This is a genomic window from Embleya sp. NPDC056575, assembly GCF_042793325.1.
Lineage (GTDB): Bacteria > Actinomycetota > Actinomycetes > Streptomycetales > Streptomycetaceae > Embleya.
The window spans coordinates 85952-111709 of record NZ_JBHTVA010000027.1 but is presented as its reverse complement, the minus strand read 5'-3'; the positions used below and the strand labels follow the sequence as shown (position 1 = coordinate 111709).

21 protein-coding genes are annotated in these 25758 nt (G+C 72.4%); 10 read left to right on the top strand and 11 right to left on the bottom strand.

The window, feature by feature from the left end; all coding sequences use genetic code 11:
- Positions 1-171 precede the first annotated feature (171 nt).
- Both ACFRCG_RS22505 and ACFRCG_RS22500 read left to right on the top strand, forming a co-directional pair.
- Positions 172-444: a hypothetical protein gene (locus ACFRCG_RS22505; RefSeq protein WP_380034022.1), complete on the top strand. Its 273-nt coding sequence runs from the start codon at positions 172-174 to the stop codon at positions 442-444.
- 129 nt (positions 445-573) lie between these two features.
- Positions 574-1107 (top strand): DinB family protein, encoded by a 534-nt coding sequence (locus ACFRCG_RS22500; protein WP_380034020.1) that lies wholly within the window; start codon positions 574-576, stop codon positions 1105-1107.
- Here the strand turns inward: ACFRCG_RS22500 and lipB are convergent.
- Together lipB and ACFRCG_RS22490 are read right to left on the bottom strand one after the other, a co-directional pair.
- On the bottom strand, positions 1085-1867 hold the full coding sequence (lipB, locus tag ACFRCG_RS22495) for a lipoyl(octanoyl) transferase LipB (protein ID WP_380034018.1): 783 nt from the start codon (positions 1865-1867) through the stop codon (positions 1085-1087). The genes ACFRCG_RS22500 and lipB overlap by 23 nt on opposite strands.
- A 45-nt stretch (positions 1868-1912) precedes the next feature.
- Complete coding sequence (locus ACFRCG_RS22490; RefSeq protein ID WP_380034016.1) at positions 1913-2602, bottom strand: class I SAM-dependent methyltransferase; 690 nt, start codon at positions 2600-2602, stop codon at positions 1913-1915.
- Between the two features lie 282 nt (positions 2603-2884).
- On the opposite strand from ACFRCG_RS22490, the gene ACFRCG_RS22485 reads away from it, so the two are divergent.
- The 5 genes from ACFRCG_RS22485 to ACFRCG_RS22465 all read left to right on the top strand — a co-directional run bounded on the left by ACFRCG_RS22485 (position 2885) and on the right by ACFRCG_RS22465 (position 10843).
- Positions 2885-3688, top strand: a complete 804-nt coding sequence (locus ACFRCG_RS22485) for an enoyl-CoA hydratase (RefSeq protein ID WP_380034014.1) — start codon at positions 2885-2887, stop codon at positions 3686-3688.
- A 280-nt stretch (positions 3689-3968) separates the two neighbouring features.
- Complete coding sequence (locus ACFRCG_RS22480; RefSeq protein WP_380034012.1) at positions 3969-6932, top strand: AAA family ATPase; 2964 nt, start codon at positions 3969-3971, stop codon at positions 6930-6932.
- A gap of 382 nt (positions 6933-7314) precedes the next feature.
- Positions 7315-8238, top strand: coding sequence for a hypothetical protein (locus ACFRCG_RS22475; RefSeq protein ID WP_380034011.1), 924 nt, complete (start codon positions 7315-7317; stop codon positions 8236-8238).
- Positions 8239-8501: 263 nt separating this feature from the next.
- On the top strand, positions 8502-9251 hold the full coding sequence (locus ACFRCG_RS22470; protein ID WP_380034009.1) for a response regulator transcription factor: 750 nt from the start codon (positions 8502-8504) through the stop codon (positions 9249-9251).
- Positions 9248-10843 (top strand): sensor histidine kinase, encoded by a 1596-nt coding sequence (locus ACFRCG_RS22465; RefSeq protein WP_380034007.1) that lies wholly within the window; start codon positions 9248-9250, stop codon positions 10841-10843. Before ACFRCG_RS22470 ends, ACFRCG_RS22465 begins: the two co-directional genes overlap by 4 nt.
- 610 nt (positions 10844-11453) lie before the next feature.
- Here the strand turns inward: ACFRCG_RS22465 and ACFRCG_RS22460 are convergent.
- From ACFRCG_RS22460 to ACFRCG_RS22450, 3 genes are all read right to left on the bottom strand, one after another.
- Complete coding sequence (locus ACFRCG_RS22460; RefSeq protein ID WP_380034005.1) at positions 11454-12098, bottom strand: response regulator transcription factor; 645 nt, start codon at positions 12096-12098, stop codon at positions 11454-11456.
- A 56-nt stretch (positions 12099-12154) separates the two neighbouring features.
- Positions 12155-13447: a sensor histidine kinase gene (locus ACFRCG_RS22455; RefSeq protein WP_380034003.1), complete on the bottom strand. Its 1293-nt coding sequence runs from the start codon at positions 13445-13447 to the stop codon at positions 12155-12157.
- Between the two features lie 195 nt (positions 13448-13642).
- The gene (locus tag ACFRCG_RS22450) at positions 13643-14950 is read right to left on the bottom strand and encodes an aminotransferase class I/II-fold pyridoxal phosphate-dependent enzyme (RefSeq protein ID WP_380034001.1); all 1308 of its coding nucleotides are present in this window, start codon (positions 14948-14950) and stop codon (positions 13643-13645) included.
- A 117-nt stretch (positions 14951-15067) separates the two neighbouring features.
- Here ACFRCG_RS22450 and ACFRCG_RS22445 point away from each other — a divergent pair, with 117 nt between their 5' ends.
- Complete coding sequence (locus tag ACFRCG_RS22445; RefSeq protein ID WP_380033999.1) at positions 15068-15727, top strand: pyridoxamine 5'-phosphate oxidase family protein; 660 nt, start codon at positions 15068-15070, stop codon at positions 15725-15727.
- Between the two features lie 40 nt (positions 15728-15767).
- Here ACFRCG_RS22445 and ACFRCG_RS22440 read toward each other — a convergent pair whose 3' ends face one another.
- The 6 genes from ACFRCG_RS22440 to ACFRCG_RS22415 all read right to left on the bottom strand — a co-directional run bounded on the left by ACFRCG_RS22440 (position 15768) and on the right by ACFRCG_RS22415 (position 23893).
- Positions 15768-16445: an ABC transporter gene (locus ACFRCG_RS22440; protein ID WP_380033997.1), complete on the bottom strand. Its 678-nt coding sequence runs from the start codon at positions 16443-16445 to the stop codon at positions 15768-15770.
- The gene (locus ACFRCG_RS22435) at positions 16442-17269 is read right to left on the bottom strand and encodes an ATP-binding cassette domain-containing protein (RefSeq protein ID WP_380033995.1); all 828 of its coding nucleotides are present in this window, start codon (positions 17267-17269) and stop codon (positions 16442-16444) included. Before ACFRCG_RS22435 ends, ACFRCG_RS22440 begins: the two co-directional genes overlap by 4 nt.
- Before the next feature lie 175 nt (positions 17270-17444).
- Positions 17445-18839 carry an alpha/beta hydrolase gene (locus ACFRCG_RS22430; protein WP_380034072.1) on the bottom strand — a complete coding sequence of 465 codons (1395 nt, stop codon included), beginning with the start codon at positions 18837-18839 and terminating at the stop codon, positions 17445-17447.
- A gap of 522 nt (positions 18840-19361) precedes the next feature.
- Complete coding sequence (locus ACFRCG_RS22425; RefSeq protein WP_380033993.1) at positions 19362-20123, bottom strand: group II truncated hemoglobin; 762 nt, start codon at positions 20121-20123, stop codon at positions 19362-19364.
- A gap of 561 nt (positions 20124-20684) precedes the next feature.
- Positions 20685-22355, bottom strand: a complete 1671-nt coding sequence (locus tag ACFRCG_RS22420) for an amidohydrolase (protein ID WP_380033991.1) — start codon at positions 22353-22355, stop codon at positions 20685-20687.
- Positions 22352-23893, bottom strand: a complete 1542-nt coding sequence (locus ACFRCG_RS22415; protein ID WP_380033989.1) for an APC family permease — start codon at positions 23891-23893, stop codon at positions 22352-22354. The genes ACFRCG_RS22420 and ACFRCG_RS22415 overlap by 4 nt, the downstream gene beginning before the upstream one ends.
- Before the next feature lie 254 nt (positions 23894-24147).
- On the opposite strand from ACFRCG_RS22415, the gene ACFRCG_RS22410 reads away from it, so the two are divergent.
- Both ACFRCG_RS22410 and ACFRCG_RS22405 read left to right on the top strand, forming a co-directional pair.
- Entirely contained in the window at positions 24148-24780 is a 633-nt protein-coding gene (locus ACFRCG_RS22410; protein ID WP_380033987.1) for a TetR/AcrR family transcriptional regulator, read from the top strand.
- A gap of 209 nt (positions 24781-24989) precedes the next feature.
- Complete coding sequence (locus ACFRCG_RS22405; RefSeq protein WP_380033985.1) at positions 24990-25664, top strand: lysophospholipid acyltransferase family protein; 675 nt, start codon at positions 24990-24992, stop codon at positions 25662-25664.
- Positions 25665-25758: the final 94 nt, after the last annotated feature.

Here is a 25758-nt window from a genome sequence, read left to right as displayed (position 1 = left end):
CTTTCGCCGCGAGGCGGCCCGTCTCACCGACCGTCGACGCGAGCGGTCCCCGTCGGGTTCGGTCGGCACGACGAAGGTCGCGGTACCGGGCGCGCGGGGCTCGACTTTGGTCGATCGGGATTGGCCGCTCGGCCGTTTCGAAGATCAAGAGGCGTCGATAGCGTGACACCCATGCGCAAGTTCCTGGACATTTTCGGATTGTTCCTGGTCCTCCAGGGCGTCGGTGGGATCGTTCACCACTTCGTCGGTTGGTTCCGAGCCTGGGGTCTGCTCGCCCGACAAACCTTTTTTCACGGCTATCAGCTGCCGGCGAGCTTCGCCCTGATCGTGCTCGGGTTCGTGGTGTGGATGCTCGGAGAAACGCTTTTTCCCACCGAGGAGGAGAAGCAGAAAAAGGCGTCCTCGAAATCCGCCGTCGAGGATGTACGGCGGAAGGAGGGCTGATAAAGGGGTCGACTCGCGTGGCGGGTGTGATCCGGTGGGCGGGAGGTGGCGGCGCACCGAGCGCGCGGGCGCGGGGGCTTCGAGGGAAACGCCTTGTTGGAGCGGGGGTGCGTGGGCCATCCTCGGCGCATGATCATTCCCGAGACCAAGAGTTGGACGTGGGTTCTCGACACGTCCTGTCCCGACTGCGGCCTGGACACCCCGGCCGTTCCGCTCGACCGGATCCCCGCGCTGACCCGCGCGAACGCCGCCGCGTGGCACGAATTGCTCGTCTCCGGCGGCGACGAGCTGCGGAATCGGCCGAATCCGGACACGTGGTCCCCGCTCGAATACGCGTGCCATGTCAACGACGTCTTCGTGCTGTTCGACGAGCGGCTACGGCTGATGTTGACCCGCGACGCCCCGGACTTCGCGAACTGGGACCAGGACGCGACGGCGATCGAGTCGCGCTACGCCGAGCAGGACCCCGTACGCGTCGCGGCCGATCTCGCGGCGGCGGGCGGCACATTGGCCGACGCGTTCGCGGCGGTGGCCGACGACCAGTGGTCGCGTACCGGCAACCGCAGCGACGGCACGGTCTTCACGGTGGAGTCCTTCGCCCGCTACTTCATCCACGACCCGGTCCACCACCTGTGGGACGTCACGGGCGTGCGGGCGGGTTGAGCCGCCGAAACCCGCGCGGGAGGTCCGCCTCCGTGTGCGGGGCGGGCGGGCTCGTCGGGGGACGCCGGGTGAGTTCGCGCAGCAGGGCCTCTGCCACCGCGTCGCGGACCGCCGCCTCGCTCGGGGCGGCGCGGCCGGCCTCGGCGGCGAGTTCGGCCAGCGAGGTCATCGTCGTGTCCGGGAGCGCACACGCGGTGAACGTGGTGAACGCGCTCAGGTCGGGGTCGATGTTGAGCGCGAAGCCGTGGCTGCTGACGCCCCGTCGGATCCGCATCCCGATCGACGCGAGCTTGCGGTGGTCCGGTGTCCAGATCCCGACCAGGCTCGGCGCACCCGCCGGGGTCTCGCGCCGTACCGCCGGGAAGCCCAGCGCGTCGAGCGCGGCGAGCAGGCCGTTCTCCACCCGCCGCACCAGGTCGCCCGGGCCCAGCGCGCGGACGTTCACCACCAGGTAGCCGATCAGCTGCCCCGGCCCGTGGTAGGTGGCGTGTCCGCCCCGGTCCACCTCGACCAGCGGGATCGGCGAGGCCGGGTCCGGCAGGTCCGCGGCGGGGGTGCGCGCGCTGTAGGTGATCACCGGGGGGTGGGTGAGCAGGAACAGCCGGTCCGGTGCGCGGCCTTGTTGCCGCTCGGCGACCCAGCGCGCCATCTCGGTCTGGGCGAAAGGGTAGGCGAGCCGACCCAGGTCGACCCGGACGGGCGCGCCGTCCTCGCGTGCCTGCGGCGACGCCGGTATGCCGTCCGCCGTATCGATCGACATCCGTGGTCTCCGATCGTTGCCAGTCGTGGGTCGGCCGGACAGGGCCTAGGAGCGACGGCGCCAGCGCATCGCGGTCGCGTCGGCCAGGTCGATGAAGTCGGCGTCGGGGAAGACCTCGGCGTAGCGCTCGCGGTACTGCGCGCGGGTGAGGTAGTGGTGGGACATCAGGTGGTCCAGCCAGGCCGTGCCGGTGCGGAAGCGGTACAGCCACCAGGCGTCCCGGACGCGCAGCCGGCGCAGGTCCCGGGCCAGTTCGCGGACGGCGAGGAGCACGTGTTGCCGGCGCGTCACGGCGGGCTCGGTGGCCACGTCGTCGACCAGGACGAGTTCGCCGCCGGGGCGGACCAGCGACCCGAGATGGGTGAGCGCGGCGGTCAGGTCCGGGAGGTGGTGCAGCGTGCCGATGCTCAGGACCAGGTCGAAGCCTTCGGCGTGGTGTACGTCCAGCAGCGAGGCGACCTCGTAGCGGACCCGCTCGTGCGGCCGGCGGACCCTCGCGACCTCGATCAGCGGCGCGCTCACGTCGGCGGCCACCACCTCGGCATAGGAGCCGGCCAGGGCGAGCGCGTGCCGGCCGGAGCCGCACCCGGCGTCCAGGGCACGCTCGCCGGCGAGTTCGAGATCGGCCAGCCACGCGCCGAGAGGGTCACACAGTCCGGCATATCGGTCGTAGTCGCCCGCGAACGCGTCGAACGATCGGGGATCGGCCTTGAGCGGTTTCATTGACTTGGTCAAGAATGGCTTGCGTGTCCCGAACCACGTACGGGTTCCGAACCGGCCATGGGCCCCGATCCGGGCACGCACCGCCGACCGGATCCGCGCCCCGAACCACCGACGCGCCACCGGACGTTCGTCCTCGACCGGCGTGCGGACGCTCGCCCGATCGGCGACCGGACGCGCCACGCCGATCGTCGGCGTCGGGATCGGATCCGCGCTCTTCGGCACCACGGTCGCCCGGCCGGACGCCGTGCGACTCGCAGTCCTTCGCCCCTCCATCATGCCGAGGATGACGCCCCCATGTCTTTCGTACTCGTCGACAAGCCCCGCCCCCACGTCACGCTCATCACCCTCAATCGACCGGACCGCATGAACGCCATGGCCTTCGACGTCATGGTCCCCTTCCGTGAGGCTCTGGAAGCAGTGAGTTCCGACAACGATACGCGTGTCGTCATATTGACCGGTGCGGGGAGGGGGTTCTGTTCCGGTGCGGATCTGGAGAATTCCGGACGCATCCCCGGGATCGAGGGCCTGACCCGGACGAGCATCGCGCGTCGGTCGATGGAGATCCTGGACGACGTGATCCTCGGGCTGCGCAGGCTGCACCAACCGGTGATCGGCGCGATCAACGGCCCCGCGATCGGCGGCGGGTTCTGCCTCGCCACCGCCACCGACATCCGCATCGCCTCCGACACGGCCTGCTTCCGGGCCGCCGGCATCAACAACGGACTGACCGCGAGCGAGCTCGGAATCAGCTATTTGCTCCCCCGGGCGATCGGGTCGTCTCGGGCATTCGAGATCATGTTGTCCGGGCGGGACGTGGACGCGACCGAGGCCGAGCGGATCGGACTGGTGTCGCGCGTGGTGCCGGGCGAGAAATTGCTCGACGACGCGTATCAACTCGCCGAGCGCATCATCGGGTTCAGCCGAGTGGGGGTGGAGGTGACGAAGCGGTTGCTGTGGTCGGGTCTGGAGGCCGGCAGCATGCACTCGCACATGGATCACGAGGGGCACGCCCAGTTGTACGTCCGGCTGACGACGGAGAACTTCGAGGAGGCCATTCGGGCGCGCCGGGACGGGCGGCGACCGGAGTACCGGGATTGAGGCGGGGATCGAGGCCGGATCGAGGCAGGGTTCGAGGCGCCGAAGGGCGATCGCGTCGAGGAGTCGGTGGATGTACGGCCGAGCGCGGGTGTGAGATCGACCCCATGTCGGTGTCACATGTCGGTAATTGGTTGGTGCGGACTTCACACGTTGAGTGAATGTTGAACATGTGTTGACCGGGAACGGGCAAGCTCAGGCTCATAGTGCGGCGGCCCGGTCGGATCCGGCGGGGCCGCCGGGCACACCACGGGGGTGTGAGCGAGAAGCGAGGAGATTTTCCGTGCCACACGGAAGGAACGACGAACTGGCCGCCGTCACGGCACTGCTGCAACGGACGCGCGCCGGTGACGGCGGAGCCGTCGTGCTGCGCGGCGCCGCGGGGACGGGCAAGACGACGCTCCTGGCCGAGGCGGTGTGGGCGGCCAAGGGGATGACCGTCCTGCGGACGAGCGGCCCGCGCGGCGGCGGCGCCCTCCCCTACACCGGCCTGCGCCAACTCCTCGCCACGCTGCACCCGCGCATCGGCCGGCTGCCGCACACCAGGGCCCAGGCATTGCGCACCGCCCTCGGCCTGGCCCCCGGCGCCGCCGACCGCACCGTGGTCGCCGCCGCCGCGTGCTCCCTGATCGCCATCGCCGCCCGCGAACAGCCGATCCTGGTCCTGGTCGACGACGCCCACTGGCTCGACGCGGCCTCGGCCGCGGTGGTGGCGTACATCGCCGCCCGCGCGGAGGGGTTGCCGATCGCGGTGCTGCGCGCCACGCGGGACGGGGCGGGCGCCGCGGCGGAGGACGCCGAGTCGGGTCCGGGAGTCGCCGGAGCGGACGACGCCGCGGGGGTCGGGCTCGCCGAAGCGGATGGGCAGCGGTCGGAGCGGGCCGAAGCGGGGGCGTCCGGCGGGGCGTTCCGAATGGGTGCAGCCGAGCGGGTGACCGACTCGGGGGCGCACGACGCGACGAAGACCGCCGGGGACGACCCGGCCGCCACACGAGGGGCCGAGCACGTGGCCGCCGCGGAGTCCGCGGCCGGTCCGGCCGGTTCGCGGGACGCGGGCACGGACGAGGCGACTCGTGCGGCCGAACAGACGATCGACGTCGAAGCCACGACCACCCACGACGGGGCCGCCCGGGCCACGTGTGACGCGGGTAGCACGTCCCGAGTGGCGGCGGAGGCCACCCGGGACGAACTGCCCGAGGACGCCCGGCAGGCGAGCGGGGCGGTGCGGGACGACGACGCCGGGACGCGGACCCGCGACCGGGAGGGTGACGTCGAGGCGGGCGCGCGTGACGCGGCCCGGGGTCGCGACGGCGACTTCCTCGTGGGTGCGGGCGACGGGGCGGCGGCCACGGATGGTCGGCGGGACGAAGCGGCCGACGGCGTGTTCGCGGCGTCGGCCGCGCGGCGTACGGCGAACGGGTCCCGTTCGGGTGCCGGCTTCGGGGCGAACGAGGCTGCCGGGCCGAAGGCTTCGGGTTCCGGCTCCGGTGTCGGTGGGCCGTCGGGGCGGGCCACCGGTACCGACGTCTTCTGGGGTGGCGGTCTCGATGCCGGCACGGACGCGGACGCCCGGGGCACGGGCGGCGGCACCGGTACCGGTGTCGGCAACGACCGCCGGCCCGAGTCCGCGCGGGCCACGCGGTCGGGCGTCGACCGTGACCACGATCGGGTGACGGCGGGTACCTCGTCCGGGTCGACGGTCCGCGGCGGCGAGCGATCGGGTGCCGGCCGCGTCGCGCACGGCGGCGGGCCGGCGGTCGGCCTGCCCGAGGAGGCGCGCCGACTGCTCGCGTTGGCCGCGCTCGAACCGGCCGCCGACCTCGACCAGTTGGCCGTCGCCGGACGGCGCATCGGCATCGGGCGCGGCGCACGCCTCGCCCTCCTGCGGGCCGACCTCGTCGACACCACCGAGCACCGGGTGCGCTTTCGCAACGCGTCGGCGCGCGAGGAGGTACGCCGTTCGCTCAGCGCCGCGGAGCGCCGCTCCCTGCACGGAGCACTGGTCTACGCCGCGAGCGGAGCCCTCGCGTACCGGCGTCCGTGGCATCTGGCCGCGCTGGCCACCGGGCCCGACGCCGATCTCGCCGCGGCCCTGGAGGCGGGCGCGGGTCGTACCCGCCGCGAGCTGGGCGCCGGTGCCGCCGCGGCGACGTGGGAGCAGGCCGCCCGGCTCACCGCCGACCGCCCGACCGCCCGGCGCCGCTTCGTCGCCGCCGCCTACGCCGCGTGGGAGGCCGGCTTCCCGGTCCGCGCCCGCACCCTGCTCGACACCGCCGACGCCACCGATGTCGAGGGTGTCGCCGACGAGGGCTCGTCGGCGCACTCCTCCGGTACCGCGATCCGGCTCCGCGCCGCCCTCCGGCACGCGGAAGGGCATCGTTCCGAGGCGGGCGCGCTGCTCCTGGACGCGGCCCATGGCCGCGCCGCCCTCCTGCTCGCCGCGACCGGCGCCGCGTGGGAGGCGGGCGACCGCGCCCGCACCAGCCAGGCCCGGACCGCCCTGGCCGCGCTCCCCCTCGCCTCCGACGACCCGCTGCGCACGGTGGTCGCCGCGCTCGGGGCCGACGGCGTCTCCCCCGCGATGGTCGCCCCGGCCACCCGGGCCCGGCTGTACGGCCTGGGCATCGCGCTCTGGGAGGTGACCCCGCTCGCGGTCCACGCGGCGGCGACCGACCAGGCGGCGTACGAGGTCCTGCTCGACGAGGCCGCCGTGCTGCGCACCCACGGCGCGCGGGGCGCACTCGCCGCGGCGCTGATGCCGCTGGCCGTCGCGGGCGCGCTGTCCGGCCGCGCGGTCGAGGCCGAGACCCACGCCGCCGAGGGCCTGCGCCTGGCCCGCTCCACCGGCCAGGGCACGCTGGCCGCCTGGTTCCTGGCCGCGCTGTCCATGGCCGCGACCACCCAGGGCCGCATCGCCGAGGCCCGCGACGGCGCCTGGCAGGCCCTGCGGTTGACCGGCACGCAGGGCCTGACCCCGGTCGGCGCCTACGCCCTGTACGCCCTCGCCGTCGTCGAACGCGCCGAGGGCCGCACCGAGGCCGCCTGCGAACTCCTGGCCACCGCCCTGGCCGCCCCCGCCGGCGCCCTGATGGAGGTGCGCATCCGCGCCGAGCTGGCCACCGCCGGTCCCAACCGCACCGGCCTCGCCGCCCTGCCCCCACGCCCCACCCACCCCCAACTCCCGGCCCTGACCCTGACCGGCCGCATCCCCAGAACCCCCCAACTGGCCGCCGGCAACGGCGCCTGAGCCCGCCCCGCTCGGCGGTCCGGGAACGGCCGCATCGATCGGGCGGGGGAACGGCTGATGCGGATCGTCGAGAAGAGCGTGGCTCGGCACCGCGCCGGCACACCCCGCGTGGCCACCGGCCGACCATCGCGCGGTCGTGTGCCCGAGGGGCGAGCCCGCGTCTCGGCGACCCGCCGCGCCGCCTCCCACCACGCCGGCGATCCGCTCGTAGGGTGGGTGGCGCGGCGATTTCGCGCGACCATGATCACGCCCGGTCCCGAGGAGAGCGAGAGCCAGGCATGCGCGACGCGACAGCGACGTCTCGCCGGACTTCGCGGCGAGTTCCGTGCGCCGGGTGCGGCGGGGCGGACTTGTTCGCCGGCCACGTGGGTAGATCGTCGGCGTGAGCGAACGAGGCGCGATCGAGGACTGGGACACCCGGCTGGGTTGGATGCGCGCGCTCGTTTCGGACGACGAGGTCGCCCATCGCCGCGCGCTGGACCGGTATCTGCTGGTGACGCGCGACATGCGCGAGGCGCGCGAGGCCTACGACACCATCGTGTTGCGGGTGCCCCGCTCGGTCTCCGCCGAGGAGGGCGCGTGGCGGCGATTTCGAGACGCGTGGCTGCTCACTCCCGACGCCGCGCTGCTCGCCGACTCGCCCCCGCCCGCCGAGGTCCCCGACTGGGGTGGGTTGCCGTACGCGCTGACGTATCTCGAATGGGAGGCCCGATTCCCCGCCGAGTGGACCCGGCACGCCAAGGTCTGGAGCAGCAAGCAGCGCCTGATCCGGCTGCTCGCCGTCCCCGGCCACCACGGCCCGGCCCGGGCCCGGCTGCTCGACCTGGTCGAACTCGTCGTCTACCGGCGCCACCGCTGCAAGGACCGCGACTACTCGCGGATCGCCCGCGTGATCGACGGCGACGACCTGCGCGCCCGGCTGGAGAAGGCCCGCGTCTCGGGTGAGTCGTGGACCCGCGACCAGGCGGGCCACGTGTTGTGGCTGCTGCGCAACCCGCAGGTCCCGATCAACCGGACGAACTGGTTCCGGTGGATGTCCGCCAAGGCCGACGCGGACGACCCGCTCGACATCGGGACGGAAGGCTTCATCGGACATCCGGAGCAATCGCGACACCGCGAACACCCGGAACACCCGGAACACTCGGAACACTCGGAACACCACGAACGTCCGAAGCACCCCGGACGCTCGGAAGACCCCGAACACCCGAACACCCCGCCCCCGAACGCGCCTTCGGACCCGCCCCCGAACCCGCCCGACACCCCGCCGAACCCTCCGCCCGCCACCCCTCCCCCCACACACAGCTGACGCACCGTCATTCCCGGTACACGGAGCGGCTTCCCGCCATAGGTTGTGCTGCAACATCGGCAACAACCATTCGGGGGCGACATGGGTCGAGCCGACCCACGCGCGACGCGCCGCGTCGTGATCCGCGACGAAGGTGCGTCCACCGGGACCACCCCGCGAACACCGACCCCGGGCAACCACCCCTATCCGCACCCGAATTCGTCCCCTCATCCGTACCCGGAGCCCCGTGAATCGGGGACTCCCGAAACGGAGGCCGCGATCCGGTGACCGAGGCTCCCGCAACCCCCACCCCGACCCCACCCCCCACCCCACCCCACGTCCTGGTCGTCGACGACGACCCCTCCATCCGCCGGGCCCTGGAACGCGGCCTGCGCCTGGCCGGCTATCACGTCACCCTCGCCGCCGACGGCACCCGCGCGCTGGACCTGATCGAGCCGGCCGTGCCCGCCGCCGCGCCACAGGTCGTGGTCCTGGACGTGGCCATGCCGGGGATCAGCGGCATCGAGGTGTGCACCGAACTGCGCGCCCGAGGCGCCGCGACCCCCGTCCTGATGTTGTCCGCACGCGACGAGACCGCCGATCGCATCGCGGGCCTGGAGAGCGGCGCGGACGACTACCTGGTGAAACCCTTCGATCTGCGCGAACTCGACCTGCGGTTACGGGCGTTGCTGCGGCGCAGACCGCCCGGGCCGGTGGGCGACGCGCCGCTGCGGGTCGGCCCGGTCACGGTGGACGTGTCCGCGCACATCGCCTCCTGTGCCGGCGTCCGGCTCGACCTGACCCGTCGCGAGTTCGCCCTCCTGGAGGTCTTCACCCGCAACCCCGGCCTGGTGCTGACCCGCGATCAACTCCTGGACCGGGTCTGGGGTTACGACTTCGACGTACGCACCGACGTGGTCGACACCTTCGTCAGCTATCTGCGCCGCAAGCTGGAGGCGGACGGTCGGCCGCGCGTGTTGCACACCGTTCGCGGCGTGGGCTTCGTACTTCGGGCCGGCGGCGGTCCCGGATGAAGCTCTCCACCCGCGTCGCGCTGTCGGTCGCCGTCCTGGTGCCCCTGCTCGTGCTGGGCGCAGGCACCCTCGTGGTGCACTGGGTCCGGGCCGATCTGTTGGCACGTCAGGACCAGCAGCTCCAGCAGCGCGCCGAGCGGTTGACCCCACCCGCCCGCGCACTGTTGCGGACCGACCTGGACGTGCGCCAACAGGCCCTCCGCACCCGCCAGTACCGCGTGCTCAGCATGGCGCTCGACGTCGGCGTGCGGGTGGACACCCCGGACGGGCCGCTGATGGTCGGTCCGCAACCGCCGCAGACCACGACGCTGCCCACCCGTGCGCCGAACCCGGTGACCGTACACGCCGGTCGGCTCTCGTGGCGGATGGTCACCCGGCCGCTGCCGACCGGGCCGATGTACGTGTTCCTGCCCTCGGGCGAACCCGAGGCGCAGGCCGCGCTGTTGCGTCGGCGGGTCTATGTGGTGACCGTGTTCGCCGTCCCGCTGTCCGCACTCGCCGGGCTGGCCGCCGGGACCGCGGCCACCCGGTCGCTGCGCGCGCTGCGCCGGCGCGCGGCCCGGCTGGATCCGGACGACGGCGCGCACGAGGCGGTACACGTGTCGTCGGGCGTGGTCGAGGTGGACGAACTCGGCCGCACCCTCGACGACGTGCTCGGCCGATACGCCGAGCAGACCGCGCGCACCCGCGAGGCCCTGGAGACCGCGCGCTCGTTCGCGGCGACCGTCGACCACGAGCTGCGCGGCCCGCTGACCGGGATGCGCACCGACCTGGAGGTGCTGACCACCTATCCGGACCTGGCCGCGGCCGAACGTGCGGACGTGCTCGCCGACCTGTGGGTGGGCCACGAGCGGGTGTTGTCCGTCCTGGCCGCGCTGCGCGCCCTCGCCCAGGGCGACCTGGTGGACGCGACGGCGTTCGAGGCGGTGGAACTGGGCGAGGTGGCGCACGCGTCGGCCCGGGGCGCGCCCGCCCACCGGCCCGGCGTCGAACTCCCGGTGGAGATACGGGTGGAGGCGCCGCACGAGGTGGTGGTGTACGGACTCGCCGCGGGGCTGCGGCTGTTGGTGGACAACCTGGTGGGCAACGCACTCGTGCACGGCGCGAGCCGGGTCCTGGTGAAGGTGCTTCCCGGGTTGGACTGCGGCGTGGTGTGCGTGGACGACGACGGGCCCGGGATCGCGCCGGAGTTGCGCGACGTGGTGTTCGAGCGTTTCCATCGCGGCCCCGGCAGCGGCGGCGCCGGGCTGGGTCTGACCCTGGTCGCCCAGCAGGTGGCGCTGCACGGCGGGCGGGTCACGGTAGGCGTGCCGCCGAGCGGCCGAGGCACCCGGATCGAAGTTGTCCTCCCCCTGCGCGCCGACCCGACCGCCGCCCGCGAACGCGCCTGGCTCGGCGTCCTGGGCCGCATGCGGAACCAAAGCCGAACGGCGGGCCGGGAGAAACCCGAACCCGCGCCCCCACCCCGCGCCGCTCTCCCCGCCCCCACCGTGCCGAGATCCCGATCCGCATCTCGATCCGGAACGGGATCCGCCGTGAATTCCCGCTCTCCGGCGGCCCATTCACAGGAAACCCACAAGGAACGCCCCTAGCCTCCTGCTACGCCGTGCCCGCCCGGGGTGGGGCGGGCCCGGCGTTTCGGGGAGGCCGCGGATGCCTGAACCCCACCGCAGGCGAGGAACGTTCCTCGCCGCCTCGACAACCTCGGGGGCGTGGTGCACCTCGCCCCCCGCGTATGCGGCAACGCCCGGTGGCGGCGGCCACCGGACGACCGCGCAGCCCTCGTGGCACACCGCGCGAGACCGACCTCGGGGCGGTCTCGCGCGGTGTGCCGAACGAGCGGTGAGTCCGGCCGGGTGAGTCGCGGCCTGGCGCTGCCCGGGACGGCGGCGTGCATGCTCGCGGCGGTGATCTCGACCGTCATCGGACTGACCGCGTGCGGCGACGCGACCCAAGGTGGTCCGGGCACGCTCGAGTTGGGGACCACGGGGCCCGCGGCCGCCCCCCGATCCGCCCCGCCGTCCACGTTCGCCTCGCTCGTGTCCGGCCCACGGTACGTCGTTCGCCCCGCACACACGGCGGCGCAGATCCCGACACCCTGAACCTACGGACGGTCCCGTGGGCCGGTGTGGGACGCACGGATCCCGGAGGGGGAGATCCGCGCGTCCCACACCGGCCCTGCCGCAACCCGTGCGGCGACGGTCACAGCTGCAGGTACCGCAACACCGCCATCACCCGTCGGTGATCGGTGTCCGAGGGCGGCAGATCCAGTTTGGTGAAGATGTTGCCGACGTGCTTCTCCACCGCCCGCTCGGTCACCACCATCTTCTTCGCGATCGCCGCGTTGGTGCGTCCCTCGGCCATCAGGCCCAGGACCTCGTGCTCGCGCGGGGTCAGCGTGTTCAGCCCGCCGCTGCGCAGGCCCGCGCCGAACAACTGGGTGACCACCTCGGGGTCCAGCGCGGTGCCACCGGCCGCGACCCGCTCCAGCGCGTCGGTGAAGTCCCGGGTGTCCACCACCCGTTCCTTGAGCAGGTAACCCACCCCCGCCGCGTTGCCGCCGAGCAGTTGGGCGGCGTAGCGGGTCTCGATGTACTGCGAGAAGACCAGCACACCGATGCCGGGATGCTCGCGCCGGATGTCGAGCGCGGCCCGCAGCCCCTCGTCGGTATGCGTGGGCGGCATCCGGATGTCGACCACGCACACATCGGGTTGGTGCTCGGCCACGGCCGCCCGCAGCGCGTCGGCGTCGGGAACGGCCGCGGCCACCTCGTGGTCGCGGTCGAGAAGCAGTTGGACGAGGCCGTCCCGCAGGATGGCGGCGTCCTCGGCGATGACGATGCGCATGGGCCCGATCGTCCCATGCCCGGGCCGGCCCCCCGGCCGGCGGCCCGGCGACCGGCTCAGCCACGGATCGGCAGGTCCACCGTCACCTGGGTCGGCCCGCCGATCGGGCTGTCGATGCGCAGGACGCCGTCCACCGTGCGGGCCCGCTCGACCAGTCCGGTGAGGCCGCTGCCCTTGCCCCCGTGCGCGCCGCCGCGCCCGTTGTCGGTGACCGACAACCGCAGCAGGCCCTCGCGCACACTCACGTCCACGATCGCGGCGGTCGCGCCCGAGTGGTGCGCGACGTTGGTGAGCAGCTCGGCGGCGCAGAAGTACGCGATGGTCTCGATCGTGGCGGGCGGCCGGACCGGGATGTCGGTGCGCACCTCCACCGGCACCGTGCTGCACGCCGCCAGGGTGGCCAGCGCGGCGTCCAGGCCCTGGTCGAGCACCGGCGGGTGGATCCCTCGGGCGAGGTCGCGCAGTTCCACGATCGCCTCCCGGGCGTTGCCGAGCGCGCTGTCCACGAGGGTGCGGGCGCGGTCCACGTCCATCGGGCGCTCGGCGTCCTCGGCGTCGAGCTTCTCCCTGGCCAGGCTCAGGTTCATCGCGAGCGCCACGAGTCGGGCCTGGGCGCCGTCGTGCAGGTCGCGCTCGATCCGGCGCAGCGTGGCGGCCGAGTCGTCGACGGCGATCGCGCGGGTCTCCTCCAGGTCGGCCATGCGCTGGGCGGACTTGCTGGGTCCGAGCAGGGCGGGGATGAGGAGGCGGTCGAGCAGTACGACGCCTCGGACCGCCCACGGCGCGAGCAGCAGGATCAGCGCGCCCACCACGGACACGACCAGTTGCAGCGGCAGGGTGTCGAAGTACAGGTCGTTGATCTGGATCCCCGAGTGGTGCACGACGCCGTCGGAGTCGGTGACGTGCGGGTCGAAGGCGGCCATGAGCACCGGGTAGACCAGCAGGGCCAGGCCGTTGCCCCAGAAGATGCCGGTGACCATCACGATGAGCAGGCCCAGCGGGAGCTTGAGCACGGTGTACGCGACCGCCCGCCAGCCCTCGGCGTTGCCGAGCGCGGATCCGAGCAGCCCGAGCGGTCCGGGCCGGCGCCGGAAGGGGCTCGGCGGCGGTACCCGGACCCCGAGCATGCCCCGGGCCAGGCCGCGGTGCACGCCGCCCCACGCGCGGGCGCCCATCACGAGCAGGGCGAGGAGGGGCAGGCCGATCAGGGTGACCGTCAGGGCGATCCCGAACGCGGCGAGCGTGAAGGCGACGCCGAATCCGAACACCGCGAGCGGGAAGGTGAGGATGGCGTAGCCGAACTCGGCCCATGTTCGTCGAGTGAACGGGGCCTTCAGGAAGGTGGGCATCGGCATCCTCGGAGTGCTGCGGACGTGACGGTGGAGTGTGCCCATGCTCTCCGGCACGGGGACGCGGATGCGAGGGTGACAGCCCCCGACGTCACGGTTCGGTTTGCCCCACCTCCCATCTCGGACATTGTGCCGCGTGGATCCGCGGCGACCGGCCGCCGCGTCCCCGGGGGCCTCGCCGCGCCGGGTCTTCGTTCACCGCCCCGGGCGGGCCGCTCCCGTGTGTACCGCCTCGGCGACCGCGTCGGCCAGCGGGCCGGTCTCCTCGGCGGTGAGCGTGGCCACGGTGATCCGCAGGCCGGGCGGCGAGGTGATCCGGTAGCGCGCGCCGGGAGCCACGACCCACCCCCGGGCGAGCAGGCCGGCGACGGCGGCGGTCTCGTCCCGGACCTCGATCCACACGTTGATCCCGGTGTCGCCCACCGCCCGCACGCCCCGCTCGCGCAGTGCCTCGATCAGCCCGGTCCGGCGCACCCGGTACGCCTCCCGGGCGACGCGGATGTGTGCGGCGACCTCGGCGGAGGTCCACGCGTGGGCGACCGCGTGCTGGAGCGCGTGGCTGATCCAGCCGGGGCCGAGCCGCTGCCGGCCGATGATCCGGTCGATGGTGATCGCGTCGCCGGCCAGCATGGCGCAGCGCAGGTCGGGCCCGTACGCCTTGGAGGCCGAGCGGATGTGTGCCCAGTGGGCGGTGACGCCGGCGAGGGTGTGCAGGTCGCGGTCGGAGATGTCGTTGCCGTGGTCGTCCTCCAGGAGCACCACCCGCGGGTGTGCGGCCAGGATCGAGCGCAGCGCGGCGGCGCGGTGGGCGGACACCGAGGCGCCGGTGGGGTTGTGCGCGCGGGCGGTGACCACGAACGCGCGGGCGCCGGCGCGCAGCGCGTCCTCTGTCGCGGCGGGGTCGGGTCCCTGGTCGTCGACGGGGATCGGGCGGGGGGTGAGGTTGAGCGCGCCGAGCAGGTCGAGCAGGTTGCTCCAGCCCGGGTCCTCGACCGCGACCAGGTCGCCGGGGCGCAGGTGTGCGGTGAGCGAGCGCTCGATGCCGTCGAGCGCGCCGGAGGTGGCGGCCAGGTGGTCGGTGGGCACGCCCGCCGCGTCGAGCACGGCGCGGGCGGCGTCCTCGAACGGCGGGTACAGCGCGCCGTGCACGTACAGGGGTCGCCAGTGGCTCGGCTCGGGGAAGACCGGCGAGGGCAGTAGCGCGGGGTCGGGCTCGCCGCTCGCCAGGTCGCGCGCGCCGGGCGGCACGTTCGGGCCCAGGGTGTTGCGCTGGGTGGTGGCCGGGCGGGCCCGGATGCGGGTGCCGGCCCGGCCGTGGGTCTCCACGATGCCGCGCTCGCGCAGGGTGCGGTAGGCGGCGGCGACGGTGTTCGCGTTCACGCCGAGTTCGGCCGCGAGCGTGCGCACGGGCGGCAGGGCGTCGCCGGGGGCGATCTCGCGCGCGTGCAGGTCGCGCTCGACGGATGCGGCGATGTCGGCGGCGGTACGACCGGTGGTGGCCATGCTTCTCCTGCGTCCTGGGCACATTCCGGGAGGAGGTTATGCCGTTGACAGCCTCCCCAGGTCCGGCTTTATTGTACTACTCCAAAGAGCACTTTGAACTAGTACAAAGGATTCGTGATGGCCGAGTACCCCGTCACCGCCGCCACCGCCCCGAAGCGTCACCGCGACCGCATGCGCTACGACGTCGACGTGGTGCACGCGATCCTGGACGCCGGCTTCATGGCGCACGTCTCGTTCACCGTCGACGGCCGGCCCCAGCTGATCCCGCTCGCGTTCGGACGCGACGGGGAGCGCCTGTACCTGCACACCTCCAGCGGCGGCCGACTCGCCCTCGCGGCCCGGGCGAGCGGCGCCGAGGGGGTGCCGGTGGCGATCTCGGTCACCCACGTCGACTCGGTGGTGCTCTCCCGCTCGGCGATGCACCACTCGGTGGACTACCGCTGCGTGATCGCGCACGGTCCGCTCGTGCACGTCACCGACACCGACGAACAGCTGCACGCCTACCGGGTGATCATCGACCACCTGGTGCCGGGCCGCGCCGACGACGTACGCGCGCCGAGCCCGAAGGAGAACGCGCAGACCACGGTGCTGCGCCTGGACCTGGACCAGGTGGCCGCGAAGGTCCGCGACCACGGCCTGGCCGAGGACCCCGACGACCTCGACCTCCCCTACTACGCGGGCGTGGTCCCCCTCACCACCACCCGGGGCCCCATCCGCCCCGACCGCGCCGACCAGGACGTCCCGCCCTACCTGGCCACCTGGCTGGGAGCCTCCTGAGTGGTGACGGTGCGGGTGGACGCCGCCGAATGACGCCCCGTCAGTCGTGTTCCACCCGGGCGGCCATGCGGCAGGTCAGGGCGATGGCGACAACGAATACGCCTGCGGTGACGGCCAGTTGGGTGGTGGGGAGGGTGATTTCGTCGTTTGTGGCGGCGTCGGTGAGCACCTTCAGCACCCGGGCCGCCGGGCTGCCGGGGGTGACCAGGGCGGCGAGGGTGAGCAGCGCCGCGAGCGGGACGGCGTACGCGGCTCGGCGCAGCACCGGGCGGTTCGTCAGCGCGCCGATCGCGACGCCGGCCAGGATGGTGACGAACTGGGCCATCGCGCCGGCGGCGAGCGCCTCGCCGCGACCGACGCCGTGCGTGGCGTGGTTGGCGATGTGATCCGTGCCGGTGGCGAGCGCGCCGGTGCAGATCGCGGCGAGCAGGCAGGTCAGGGTCAACGCGACGAGCAGCCCGGCCAGGTGCGCGCGCCCGGGCCCGACCGCCGCCGAGGCGGTGTGCCGGGCCGCCGCGGGCTCGACCGTGACGGCCACGCGCGTCAGCCACACCGCGGCCGGCATGATCGCGGCCGCCGCCCACGCGAACGAGGACAGCAGCGGATCGCCACCGGCCACCCCGATACCCATCACCGCGGCGTAGAGCAGGACCGGCGGCACCCACCGATACGAGAGCAGCAGCAGCGCCGCCTGATAGCGCACCACGGCGGAGATCACGCGCCGTCTCCTTCCCGGTGGACCGCTCGGACGCTGATCCCGGGCACGGCGGTGAGCAGATGCCGCAGCAGCGCGTCGGAGTGCGCGGTGCTGCTGTGCAGGCGCACCACGCCGGGCCTGCTCTGCTCGCGGACCGGATCGCCCGGGAGTCGGTCCAGTTCGGGGCTCGGCCCGGTGTCTATGTCGATCAGCACCCGGATCGCCTGGGCCTCGGGAATCGCCGCGACGACCGCGCCCGCCTCGACCCGATACGTCTCGTACACCTGGTCGGCGAGCCGCCGGGGGTCGTGGTCGACGAAGACCGCGGTGGCGCCCGCCTCGATGCGCTCGACCACGCAGCCGTCCAGGACCTCGCGCGAGGGTTGGTCGAGCCCGGTCCACGCCTCGTCCAGGACCAGCAGATCCGGTTCGGCCAGGAACGCCTGGGCCACCGCCACCTTTTGGCAGGTGCCCTTGGACAACCCGCGCAGCGGCGCGCGTATCTTGTCGGCGAAGCCGAGGCGTTCGGCCCATTCGTCCGCGCGGCGCCGGCTCTCCCGGCCGGTGAGGCCGTGCAGTCGGCCCAGGTGGGTCAGGTATCGCCGGGCGGTGAGCGGCAGTTCGGGCGGGAAACGCTCGGGGACGTAGGCGGCCGTGCCGCGTTCGGTGACGCTGCCGGTGGTCGGCTCGCACACGCCGGCCAGCACCCGCAGCAGGGTGGACTTGCCGCCGCCGTTGCCGCCCTCGACCCGGATCAGCGCGCCGCGCGGCAGATGCAGGTCCACCGCGCGCAACACCCACGGACCGCGCAGGCCGTACCGCTTGCCGACACCCGTCAGGTGCACCGCCGCCCCCTTCGCCGTACCTCGGCAGCAGACCTTACGGCAGCACGGGGGCCGGCACATCCCGCGGCCGGCCCGGCAGCGGGGCCGACTGCCTCGACCGGCAGGGCCGGACACGCGAACGGGCCCGTCGCCGAGGCGACGGGCCCGTCCCTGGTGAACTCCGGTGCGCGGTGCCCTACAGGGCGGTCTTGGAGACCTTCGGGGCGTCCGCCTTCAGCTTGGCCTCGGCCGCGTTGGGGACCGGGTCCGGCTGCTTCCGGCAAACCGCGTCGGCCGGTCCGTGGCCGTTGCCCTTCGGGGTCTTCCCGGTGATCAGGTACTCGTTCAGGTAGTCGTCCAGGCAGGTGCTGCCGCTGAGCGAGATGCCGTGGTTGCGCCCGCCCTGCTCGACCACGAGGGCCGAGTCGCGCAGCAGGCGGTGCATGGTGACGCCACCCTCGTACGGGGTCGCGGCGTCGTTGGTCGCCTGGAACAGCAGCGTCTTGGGCAGCTTGTCGTTGGCGACGTTCACCGGCTTGAGGCTGCTGGTGGGCCAGAACGCGCACGCCGCGTTGAACCAGACGTTGTTCCAGGTCAGGAACGGCGCCTTGGCGTAGGTCTTGACCGCGTCCCGGTGCCAGGTGGCCCAGTCCTTCGGCCACGCCGCGTCCCGGCACTGGGTGGCCAGGTAGCCGCTGTTGATGTTGTCGTTGCCGGGACTGGCCGCCGCCAGGTCCTCGTAGGCGGTACGCAGCGGACCGGTGACGTGGTCGACCGCGTAGCCCGAGAAGCCCTCGGCCAACTCGGCCCAGTAGGCGTCGTTGTAGCCGCCCTGCGCGAACGCGTCCTCGAGTTCGGAGGCGCCGACGACACCCTCCGCCGGCGTCTTGGCCAGCGCCCCGCGCATCGTGTACCAGGCCTTCTCGACCTGGGCCGGGTCGGTGCCCAGGCGGTAGTTCGCGTCGTACTTGGCGACCCAGGCGAAGAACGCCTTCATGTTGGCGTCGAACGCCACGTCCTGGGTGAGCTGGCCGCCGTACCAGACGCTGTCCCTGCTCGGGTCGACGATGCTGTCCAGCACCAGGCGCTTGACCCGGCTCGGGAACAGCTTGGCGTAGACCGAACCGAGGTAGGTGCCGTACGAGTAGCCGAAGTAGCTGATCTGCTTGGCGCCCAGCGCGGCGCGGATCGAGTCCATGTCCGCGGCCTGGGCCGGCGTGTTCATGTACTTCAGGAAGTCGCCGTACTTGTCACCGCACGCCTTGGCGAAGGTGTACACCCGCTTGATGTTGGCGAATTCGTCGCCGAAGTCGTCGGGGACGGTGTTCGGACGCACCGGGTTGTTGAAGCCCGGGACGCAGTCCAGGTGCGGCTCGCTCGCGCCGGCGCCGCGGGGGTCGAAGCCGATCACGTCGAACTGCGCGGCCACCTCGGGGCGCAGGTTCTTCGCGACGTAGCCGGCCAGACCGCGGCCGGGCGCGCCGGGACCGCCGGGGTTGACCAGGAGCGGACCGAGCGACTTGGCGGCGGTGTGCGGAATCCGCGAGACCGCGATCGTGATCTTCTGCCCGTCGGGACGGCTGTGGTCCATCGGGACCTGCAACGAACCGCATTCCAGCTTCGGATAATTCGAGCTGCCGCAGCTCTTCCAGGCGATGGGGGTGGACGCGGACTCGGCCGAGGGTGCCGGGGAGTCGTCCGCCAGGGCCGGTGGGGCGAGGGTCAGGAGCCCGCCCACCAGCGTCGTGGCGGCTGCGAACGCGACGAGAGTGTGTCTCTTCACGTGGGTGTTCCTCCATGTGACGGAGCTGTCACGAGTGACATCGACGCCGCAGATGCTGCCGTGCGAAGGACCGATGCGACGAGGGGACGGTCGGTACGGAACGGAAATCCTTGCCAAGGGGAGTGGTTACCGTTACCCAAATTTTGGGTTTGAACCGTGATACGTCCGTTTGGCCGCTTATATCGGCAATCTGATGGGCAGTCAGCTATCCGCGGACCGTAACCGACGCGCGTAGCGGCGGAGTCGGGTCGGCTCCCGTCCGGGTTCGGGTCGGGCCCTCGTCGGGCCCGAACCGCGATCCCGTCGGCCGCGCGCCGGCCGGGCGTGTGCTCAGCCCCGATACGGCGGCGTCCGGCCCCAGTCCCAGCGCGGCATGGGTGTTTCGGGCAGCGGCGGCGGGTTGGGGCCGGAGTAGATGATCGCCATCCGGGTGCCCCACTCCAGGTAGTACGCCAGCACGCCCCGGAACTCCGGGTCGGCGGGCAGTTCCACGTCGTCGGCCGTCTCCAGGAGCAGGGCCACCCAGCGCCGCCGCTGCGTCTCGCTGATTCCCCGGCCCAGATGCTTCGAGGCCATGTGCCGGTGCCCGCCCAACTCGGTGCTGTAGCGCGCCGGGCCGCCGAACACCTCGGCCAGCCATGCCGCGACGTGCTCCGCGTGGTGCGCGTCCATGTCGGCGAACACCGGGGCCAGGATCTCGTCCTTGGCCACCCGGTCGTAGAACGTGGTGAACAACTTCTCGAACGCGGGCGCGCCGCCGGCCCACTCGTACAGCGTCGGCGTCGACCCACCCCGGCCGACCACCTCGGTCACCGCGTAGTGCCGCATCTCCTCGATCGCGGCCACGTACGGCCGGATCGCGGCGAAGAAGGCGGCGAAGTGCGGCCCCTTGCGGAAGCCGTTCAGGTGCTCGTCGGCCGAGGTCCAGCGAATCCGCAGGATGTACGCGGACGGCTCCTGCGCACATCGGCTCAACTCGTAGTCCACACACTCCGGCGCGGCGGCCAGCGACACGGCCGCGCGGGCGTAGGCCGCCTCGAATTCACCGGACTCCGCCTCGGCGATCGTGTAGCGGATGTATTCGACGATCATGAACGGTCCCCCATGCCAGGCGCTTCTTCGATCGCGTCAACCATAGGCAGCATCACCGGCGCGGTGATCATCGACGCGGCCCGATTTCGCCGACCGCGTAAGGGCGTAGGCACCCGTGAAGCGCCGAAACCCGTCCCCCGATCCCGCCGGGCGCGACGCGGCGGGATCGGGACGGACGGGTCCCGGGCCGGCCCGGGTTGGCGGGCCGACTGCGGGGTGCGGCGGATCGGACGATGCGCCCCGCAGAGTTCGGCGACGATCTTTTCATACTTACTCGACGCCGCGCCGGTTGCTCCCACACCGGGTTTGCGGCACCTGCCTTCGGGTGCCGCGGCGCGGTCGATACCGGCACAGCCACGGCAAAGGATGCACTATCCGAAACTCCCCATCCAACCGGTGTGATCGGGAGGGTGGTCATCCCCGCACCGACGTCTCCCACAGCAGTGCCACCGTCCGCGACCACGCGTCGGCGGCCGCCTCCGGCCGATACGTGTCGCGCTCGTCGCGGAATCCCCTCACCCACGTGAGTGACAAACCCCTGCCCAAGCCCGCGTCCCCGCCCTACCCCCCGAACACCCGCTCCCCGCCCACGAACGTCTCCACCACCCGCGTCGAGCCGATCTCCCCCGCCGCCCCCGCGAACGGATCGCGATCCAACACCACCAGGTCCGCGTGGTTGCCCACCACGATGCTCCCGGTGTCGTCCAGGTGGTTCACATACGCGCTGCCCGCCGTGTACGCCGCCAGCGCCGCGTGCAGATCCAACCGCTGCTCCGGGAAGAACACCGGGGAGTCCGACCCGAGCACCCGCCGGTTCACCGCCACGTGGATCCCGTGCAGCGGATCGGGGCTGGACACCGGCCAGTCGCTGCCCGCGACCAATGTCGCGCCGCTGCGCGCCAGTTCGCCGAACGGGTACTGCCACGCGGCCCGCTCCGGGCCCAGGAAGGGAATGGTCAGCGTGTCCATCTGCGGCTCGTGCGCGGCCCACAGCGGCTGCATGTTGGCGCTCGCCCCGAGTGCGCGAAAGCGCGGGATGTCGTCCGGGTGCACCACCTGGAGGTGGGCGAGGTGCGGCCGAGTGTCCTTCCAGCCGTTCGCCGCCCGCATCGCCGCGACCGCGTCCAGCGCCTCGCGCACCGCGCGGTCGCCCAGCGCGTGGAAGTGCACCTGGAAGTCGTGCGCGTCCAGGGCCGTCACGTAGCCGCGCAGCGCCTCCGGTTCGATGAAGCTGATCCCGCTGTTGTCCGAGGCGCAGCCGCACGAGGTCAGGTACGGGCTGAGCATCGCGGCGGTGAAGTTCTCCGCGATCCCGTCCTGCATGATCTTCACCGTCCGACAGGACAGCCGCCCCCGGGTGCCCGCCGCTCGCCGCGCGAGCAGGTCCTCGATCTGCTCCGCCCCACGATCGCGCTCCCACCACAACGAACCGACCACCCGGGCAGTGAGTTGCCCACGATCCACCGCCGTCAGGTACGCGGAGGTGGCGTCGGTGATGTTCGCGTGCGCACCCAGGAGCGCGTCCTGCCACGCGGTGACGCCGAGCGAGTGCAGGACCGCCTGTGCCCGCAGCAGCCCGGCGACCTGGTCCTCGGCGGTCGACGGCGGCAGCAACCGGCCGACCAGGTTCGCCGCCCCCTCCTGGAGCACGCCGGTCGGCTCGCCGTCCGCGTCGCGCTCGATCCGCCCGTCGGCCGGGTCGGCGGTGTCGCGGGTGATGCCCGCGAGGCGCAGCGCGAGGCTGTTCGCCCAGGCGCCGTGGTGGTCGCGGTTGGGCAGGTACACCGGCCGGTCGGGGACGATGTCGTCGAGCATCGACCGGTGCGGCAGGCCGCCGGGGAAGGCCTCCATGGACCAGCCGCCGCCGGTGATCCACTCGACGTCGGCGTCGGCCTCGGCGTACTCCCGGATCACCCGCCGGTAGTCGGCGAGCGTCTCGTACTCGGACAGGTCGCACTGCCCCATCTCCATGCCGGCGCCCACGGGGTGCACGTGTGCGTCCTGGAAGCCGGGGATCAGCAGCCGACCCGCGAGGTCCACCACCTCGGTGCGGGTCCCGATCAGCTCGCGCACCTCGTCGTGCCCGACCGCGACGACGCGCCCGTCCCGCACGGCGACCGAACTCGCCCGTCCGCGCGCACCGTCGACGACGTACACCGGCCCACCGGTGAAGACCAGGTCGGCGGCCACCGAGACCGACGCCGGGCGAGTGATGACGGTGGTGGTGCTCATGCGTGTCCCCTGGCCTTGAATGCGTCGAAGTCGGCGGCGTCGTTGTAGCGGTCCATCGGCAGTTCGATCGCGTCACCGTCGGTGCCGCGACCGGTCTCGAAATAGGGCGACTTGCGTACGTACTTGGCGTAGGCCGCGAAGCCCAGACCGGTGAGGATCACCGCCATCGGTACCGAGAACATGAACCAGCCGTTGTCGGGGCTGAGTTCGAAACCGTCGCTCATGGTCAGGTAGTCGTAGGAGAGGTACGCCCCGACCCCGAGCAGCGCGAGGCCGCTGAGCGCGGGGATGACCACCGCCCGCACCCCCTCGCGCGGATCGGCGCGCAGCGTCGGCCCGAAGCGCACGGCGCACGCGATCGCGGTGAGGCCGTAGTAGAAGGCGACGATCAGGCCGATCGAGTTGACCGCGGCCAGGATCATGTCGTTGAGCTTGGGGATGCCGATCGCCAGGACGGCGGTGCCGGCGGCGATCGCCATGATCAGCACCGTGCCGATGGCGGGCGAACCGAACGTCGGGTGGATCCGGGTCCACACCTTGCCGAGCGTCTGGTCCCGGCCCATCGCCAGCATGCCGCGCGCGGTCGGGATGACCCCGGACTGGAGCGAGGCGACCGCGGAGAAGATCAGCGCCAGCAGCGGCAGGCTTGCCCACGGATCGGCGGCGAGATGGGCGCCGAGGAAGGTCAGGCCCTGCGGTCCGTTCTCGGTCATCTCGGGCACGGTCATCACCCGCTGGAAGGCGATCGCGCCGAGCAGGAACATGCCGAGCATCACGAACAGCGCGATCAGTCCGCCCCGGGCCGAGTCCTCGGGGTTCTCGGTCTCCTCGGTGACGCTGAAGGCCGCGTCCCAGCCCCAGAAGAAGAAGACCGCGAGCACCAGGCCCTGCGCGAAGTGCGGCACGGAGTCGATCTCGAACGGGTTGAACCAGGAGAACGAGAACGGCTGCTCGCCGACGGCGATCGCCCAACAGCAGAAGATCAGCAGCACGCCGTACTCGAAGACGAGCAGGAAGGTCTGAAGCCGGGTGGCCTGGTGCACGCCGGTGACCGCGAGCACGGTGACCACCACGAGTACGACCAGCCCCAGCACCGTGCTGAGCTTGGTCGAGTTCGGGTCCAGGGCCAGCCCGACGAACTCGTGCCACCCGGCCCGGTTGGCGAACTGGAGCAGCACCGAGCCGGTGATCGCGCTGGTGTAGGCGAGGAAGATGACCGACCCGGCCAGGGCGACCCAGCCGGTGAGGAAGCCGGACCACGGGCCGATCGACTTGCCGACCCAGACATAGCCGCTGCCGCAGTTGGGCTCGACCCGGTTGAGGCGGGCGTACGCGCCGGCGATGCCGAGCATGGGCAGGAACGCGATCAGGATGATCACCGGGGTGCTCGACCCGACGGTGGCGGCCAGGCTGCCCATGCCGACGCCGATGCTGGTGGTGGCGGCCGTGCTGGACGCGGCGACCGCGACACCGTCGACGACGCCGAGCGACTTGCGCAGCGCGGGTGGGCCGTCGTCCCGGGGCAGGTTCGTTGACATCGGCGCTCCAAGGAGGACAAAAGCTGATGGAGGGGTGGACGCCGATGAAACAGCTTGCGTCAGAATTACGTCAATGGTGTTGACGTAAGGTGGATCCCCGTGGCGGGCACGTCCCCGGAGGAGCAATGGACCCGACAGTCGAGACGAATACATCGAACAGGGCAAAGCAAACACAATCGAACAGCGCGGAGCAACCATCTCGGACAAATCGCGTCATAGGTGAGCGTCGGCGCCGCAGGCCGACCAAGTCCGGAGTGGTTTTGTCCGAGGATGTCATCATCGAGTGTGCTGTACGGCTGATCGGCCACCACGGCGCGGAGGCGCTGACCGTCCGCAGACTCGGCGCCGCCCTGGGGTGTGACCCGACCGCCGTCTACCGTTACTTCCGCAGCACCGACGACCTGCTCCTGGGCATCGCCGACTTCCTGATCGGCGAGACGTTGGCGGGCTACCGGCCCGGCCCGGACTGGGTGGCGTCGCTGCGCGAACTGGGCCTGCGGGTCCGGGACGGCCAGCTGAGGCATCCGCGCGTGGCCACCATCGCCGCCGCGCGGGTCACCCGGCGGCACAACGAGTTCCGGGCGGTGGAGCTGGGCGTCTCCCTGTTGCTCTCGGCCGGCTTCTCCCCCGCCGACGCGGCCCGCTATTACCACGTGTTCATCGACACCGTGCTGGCCCACGCGGCTCTGGAGGCGTCCTATGCCACGCTCGCCCCCGAGGTGCGCGAGGCCGACGACCGGTCGTGGGAGGAGACGTACCGGATGTTGCCCGCCGCCGACTACCCGGCCATCGGCGCGGTACGTCCGCACCTGGCGGCGGGGATGTCGGGCAGTCCCTTCGAGGACGTGCTGGACCTGCTGCTCGAATCGCTCGCCCGTCGGGTGTGAATCGGTCCGCGCCGGCCCGGCCGCGCGCGCCGTCCCCTTCGCCGCCTCCGCCGTTCGGCGAAAACGCCGGCGGAAAGTGCCACCACCCGTACCGTGACCACCAGCCGACCCTGTGTCAACAGCACAGGTGGGTACACGCGTCGTGAGGGTGCCGCAGACTCGATAAGGTGGCGCGTGTTTTCAGACCTCACCACTCCCACGGGGGATCCGTGCTGATCGACAAGTTCATGCATGGCGTCGTGGCTCCCACCGCGAAGGCGATCTACCGCCCGCGCACCGAGGGCCGCGAGAATGTTCCGATGACCGGCCCGGTCATCATCGCCAGCAACCACCTGTCGTTCGTTGACAGCGTCGCGATCCCCGTGGTGATGCCACGCAAGGTGTCGTTCCTCGCCAAGGCCGAATACTTCGACGGCCCCGGGCTCAAGGGCCGGGTCAGCAAGGCCTTCTTCACCGGCATCGGCGCCGTCCCCGTGCCCCGCGGTGCACACAGCGCGGCGAAGGCCGCGCTGGAGACGGCCCTTTCGGTACTGGAGCGCGGCGACGCGTTCGGCATCTACCCCGAGGGCACCCGCTCGCGCGACGGCCGGCTGTACCGGGGCCGGACGGGCGTCGCGTGGCTGGCCCTGGCCGCGCGGTGCCCGGTCGTCCCGGTCGGGATCATCGGCACCGACCGAATCCAGCCGATCGGCTCGAACATCCCCAAGCTGTCCCCGCGCGCGCTCGCCCGCTTCGGCGAACCGCTCGACTTCTCGCGCCACTACGGGCGGACCGACGTGGCCCGGGCCCGGCGCGAGATCACCGACGAGATCATGGAAGCGATCCAAAAGTTGTCCGGGCAGGACTACGCGGGCGTCTACAACGAGACTCCCGCCGAGGTCTGAGCCGACGCACGCCCCGCGCCCTCCCGATCCGGGTGGGCACGGGGCGCTGCGGGCGGGCGATCGACAGGCCGGTATACGCCTCGGCACCTCCCCC

Excerpts from the sequence above, each read along its gene's own strand:
- ACFRCG_RS22505 (WP_380034022.1), top strand. The coding sequence starts at position 172 with ATGCGCAAGTTCCTGGACATTTTCGGATTGTTCCTGGTCCTCCAGGGC.
- ACFRCG_RS22500 (WP_380034020.1), top strand. The coding sequence starts at position 574 with ATGATCATTCCCGAGACCAAGAGTTGGACGTGGGTTCTCGACACGTCC.
- lipB (WP_380034018.1), bottom strand. The coding sequence starts at position 1,867 with ATGTCGATCGATACGGCGGACGGCATACCGGCGTCGCCGCAGGCACGC.
- ACFRCG_RS22485 (WP_380034014.1), top strand. The coding sequence starts at position 2,885 with ATGTCTTTCGTACTCGTCGACAAGCCCCGCCCCCACGTCACGCTCATC.
- ACFRCG_RS22465 (WP_380034007.1), top strand. The coding sequence starts at position 9,248 with ATGAAGCTCTCCACCCGCGTCGCGCTGTCGGTCGCCGTCCTGGTGCCC.
- ACFRCG_RS22460 (WP_380034005.1), bottom strand. The coding sequence starts at position 12,098 with ATGCGCATCGTCATCGCCGAGGACGCCGCCATCCTGCGGGACGGCCTC.
- ACFRCG_RS22455 (WP_380034003.1), bottom strand. The coding sequence starts at position 13,447 with ATGCCCACCTTCCTGAAGGCCCCGTTCACTCGACGAACATGGGCCGAG.
- ACFRCG_RS22450 (WP_380034001.1), bottom strand. The coding sequence starts at position 14,950 with ATGGCCACCACCGGTCGTACCGCCGCCGACATCGCCGCATCCGTCGAG.
- ACFRCG_RS22445 (WP_380033999.1), top strand. The coding sequence starts at position 15,068 with ATGGCCGAGTACCCCGTCACCGCCGCCACCGCCCCGAAGCGTCACCGC.
- ACFRCG_RS22430 (WP_380034072.1), bottom strand. The coding sequence starts at position 18,839 with ATGGACCACAGCCGTCCCGACGGGCAGAAGATCACGATCGCGGTCTCG.
- ACFRCG_RS22425 (WP_380033993.1), bottom strand. The coding sequence starts at position 20,123 with ATGATCGTCGAATACATCCGCTACACGATCGCCGAGGCGGAGTCCGGT.
- ACFRCG_RS22420 (WP_380033991.1), bottom strand. The coding sequence starts at position 22,355 with ATGAGCACCACCACCGTCATCACTCGCCCGGCGTCGGTCTCGGTGGCC.
- ACFRCG_RS22415 (WP_380033989.1), bottom strand. The coding sequence starts at position 23,893 with ATGTCAACGAACCTGCCCCGGGACGACGGCCCACCCGCGCTGCGCAAG.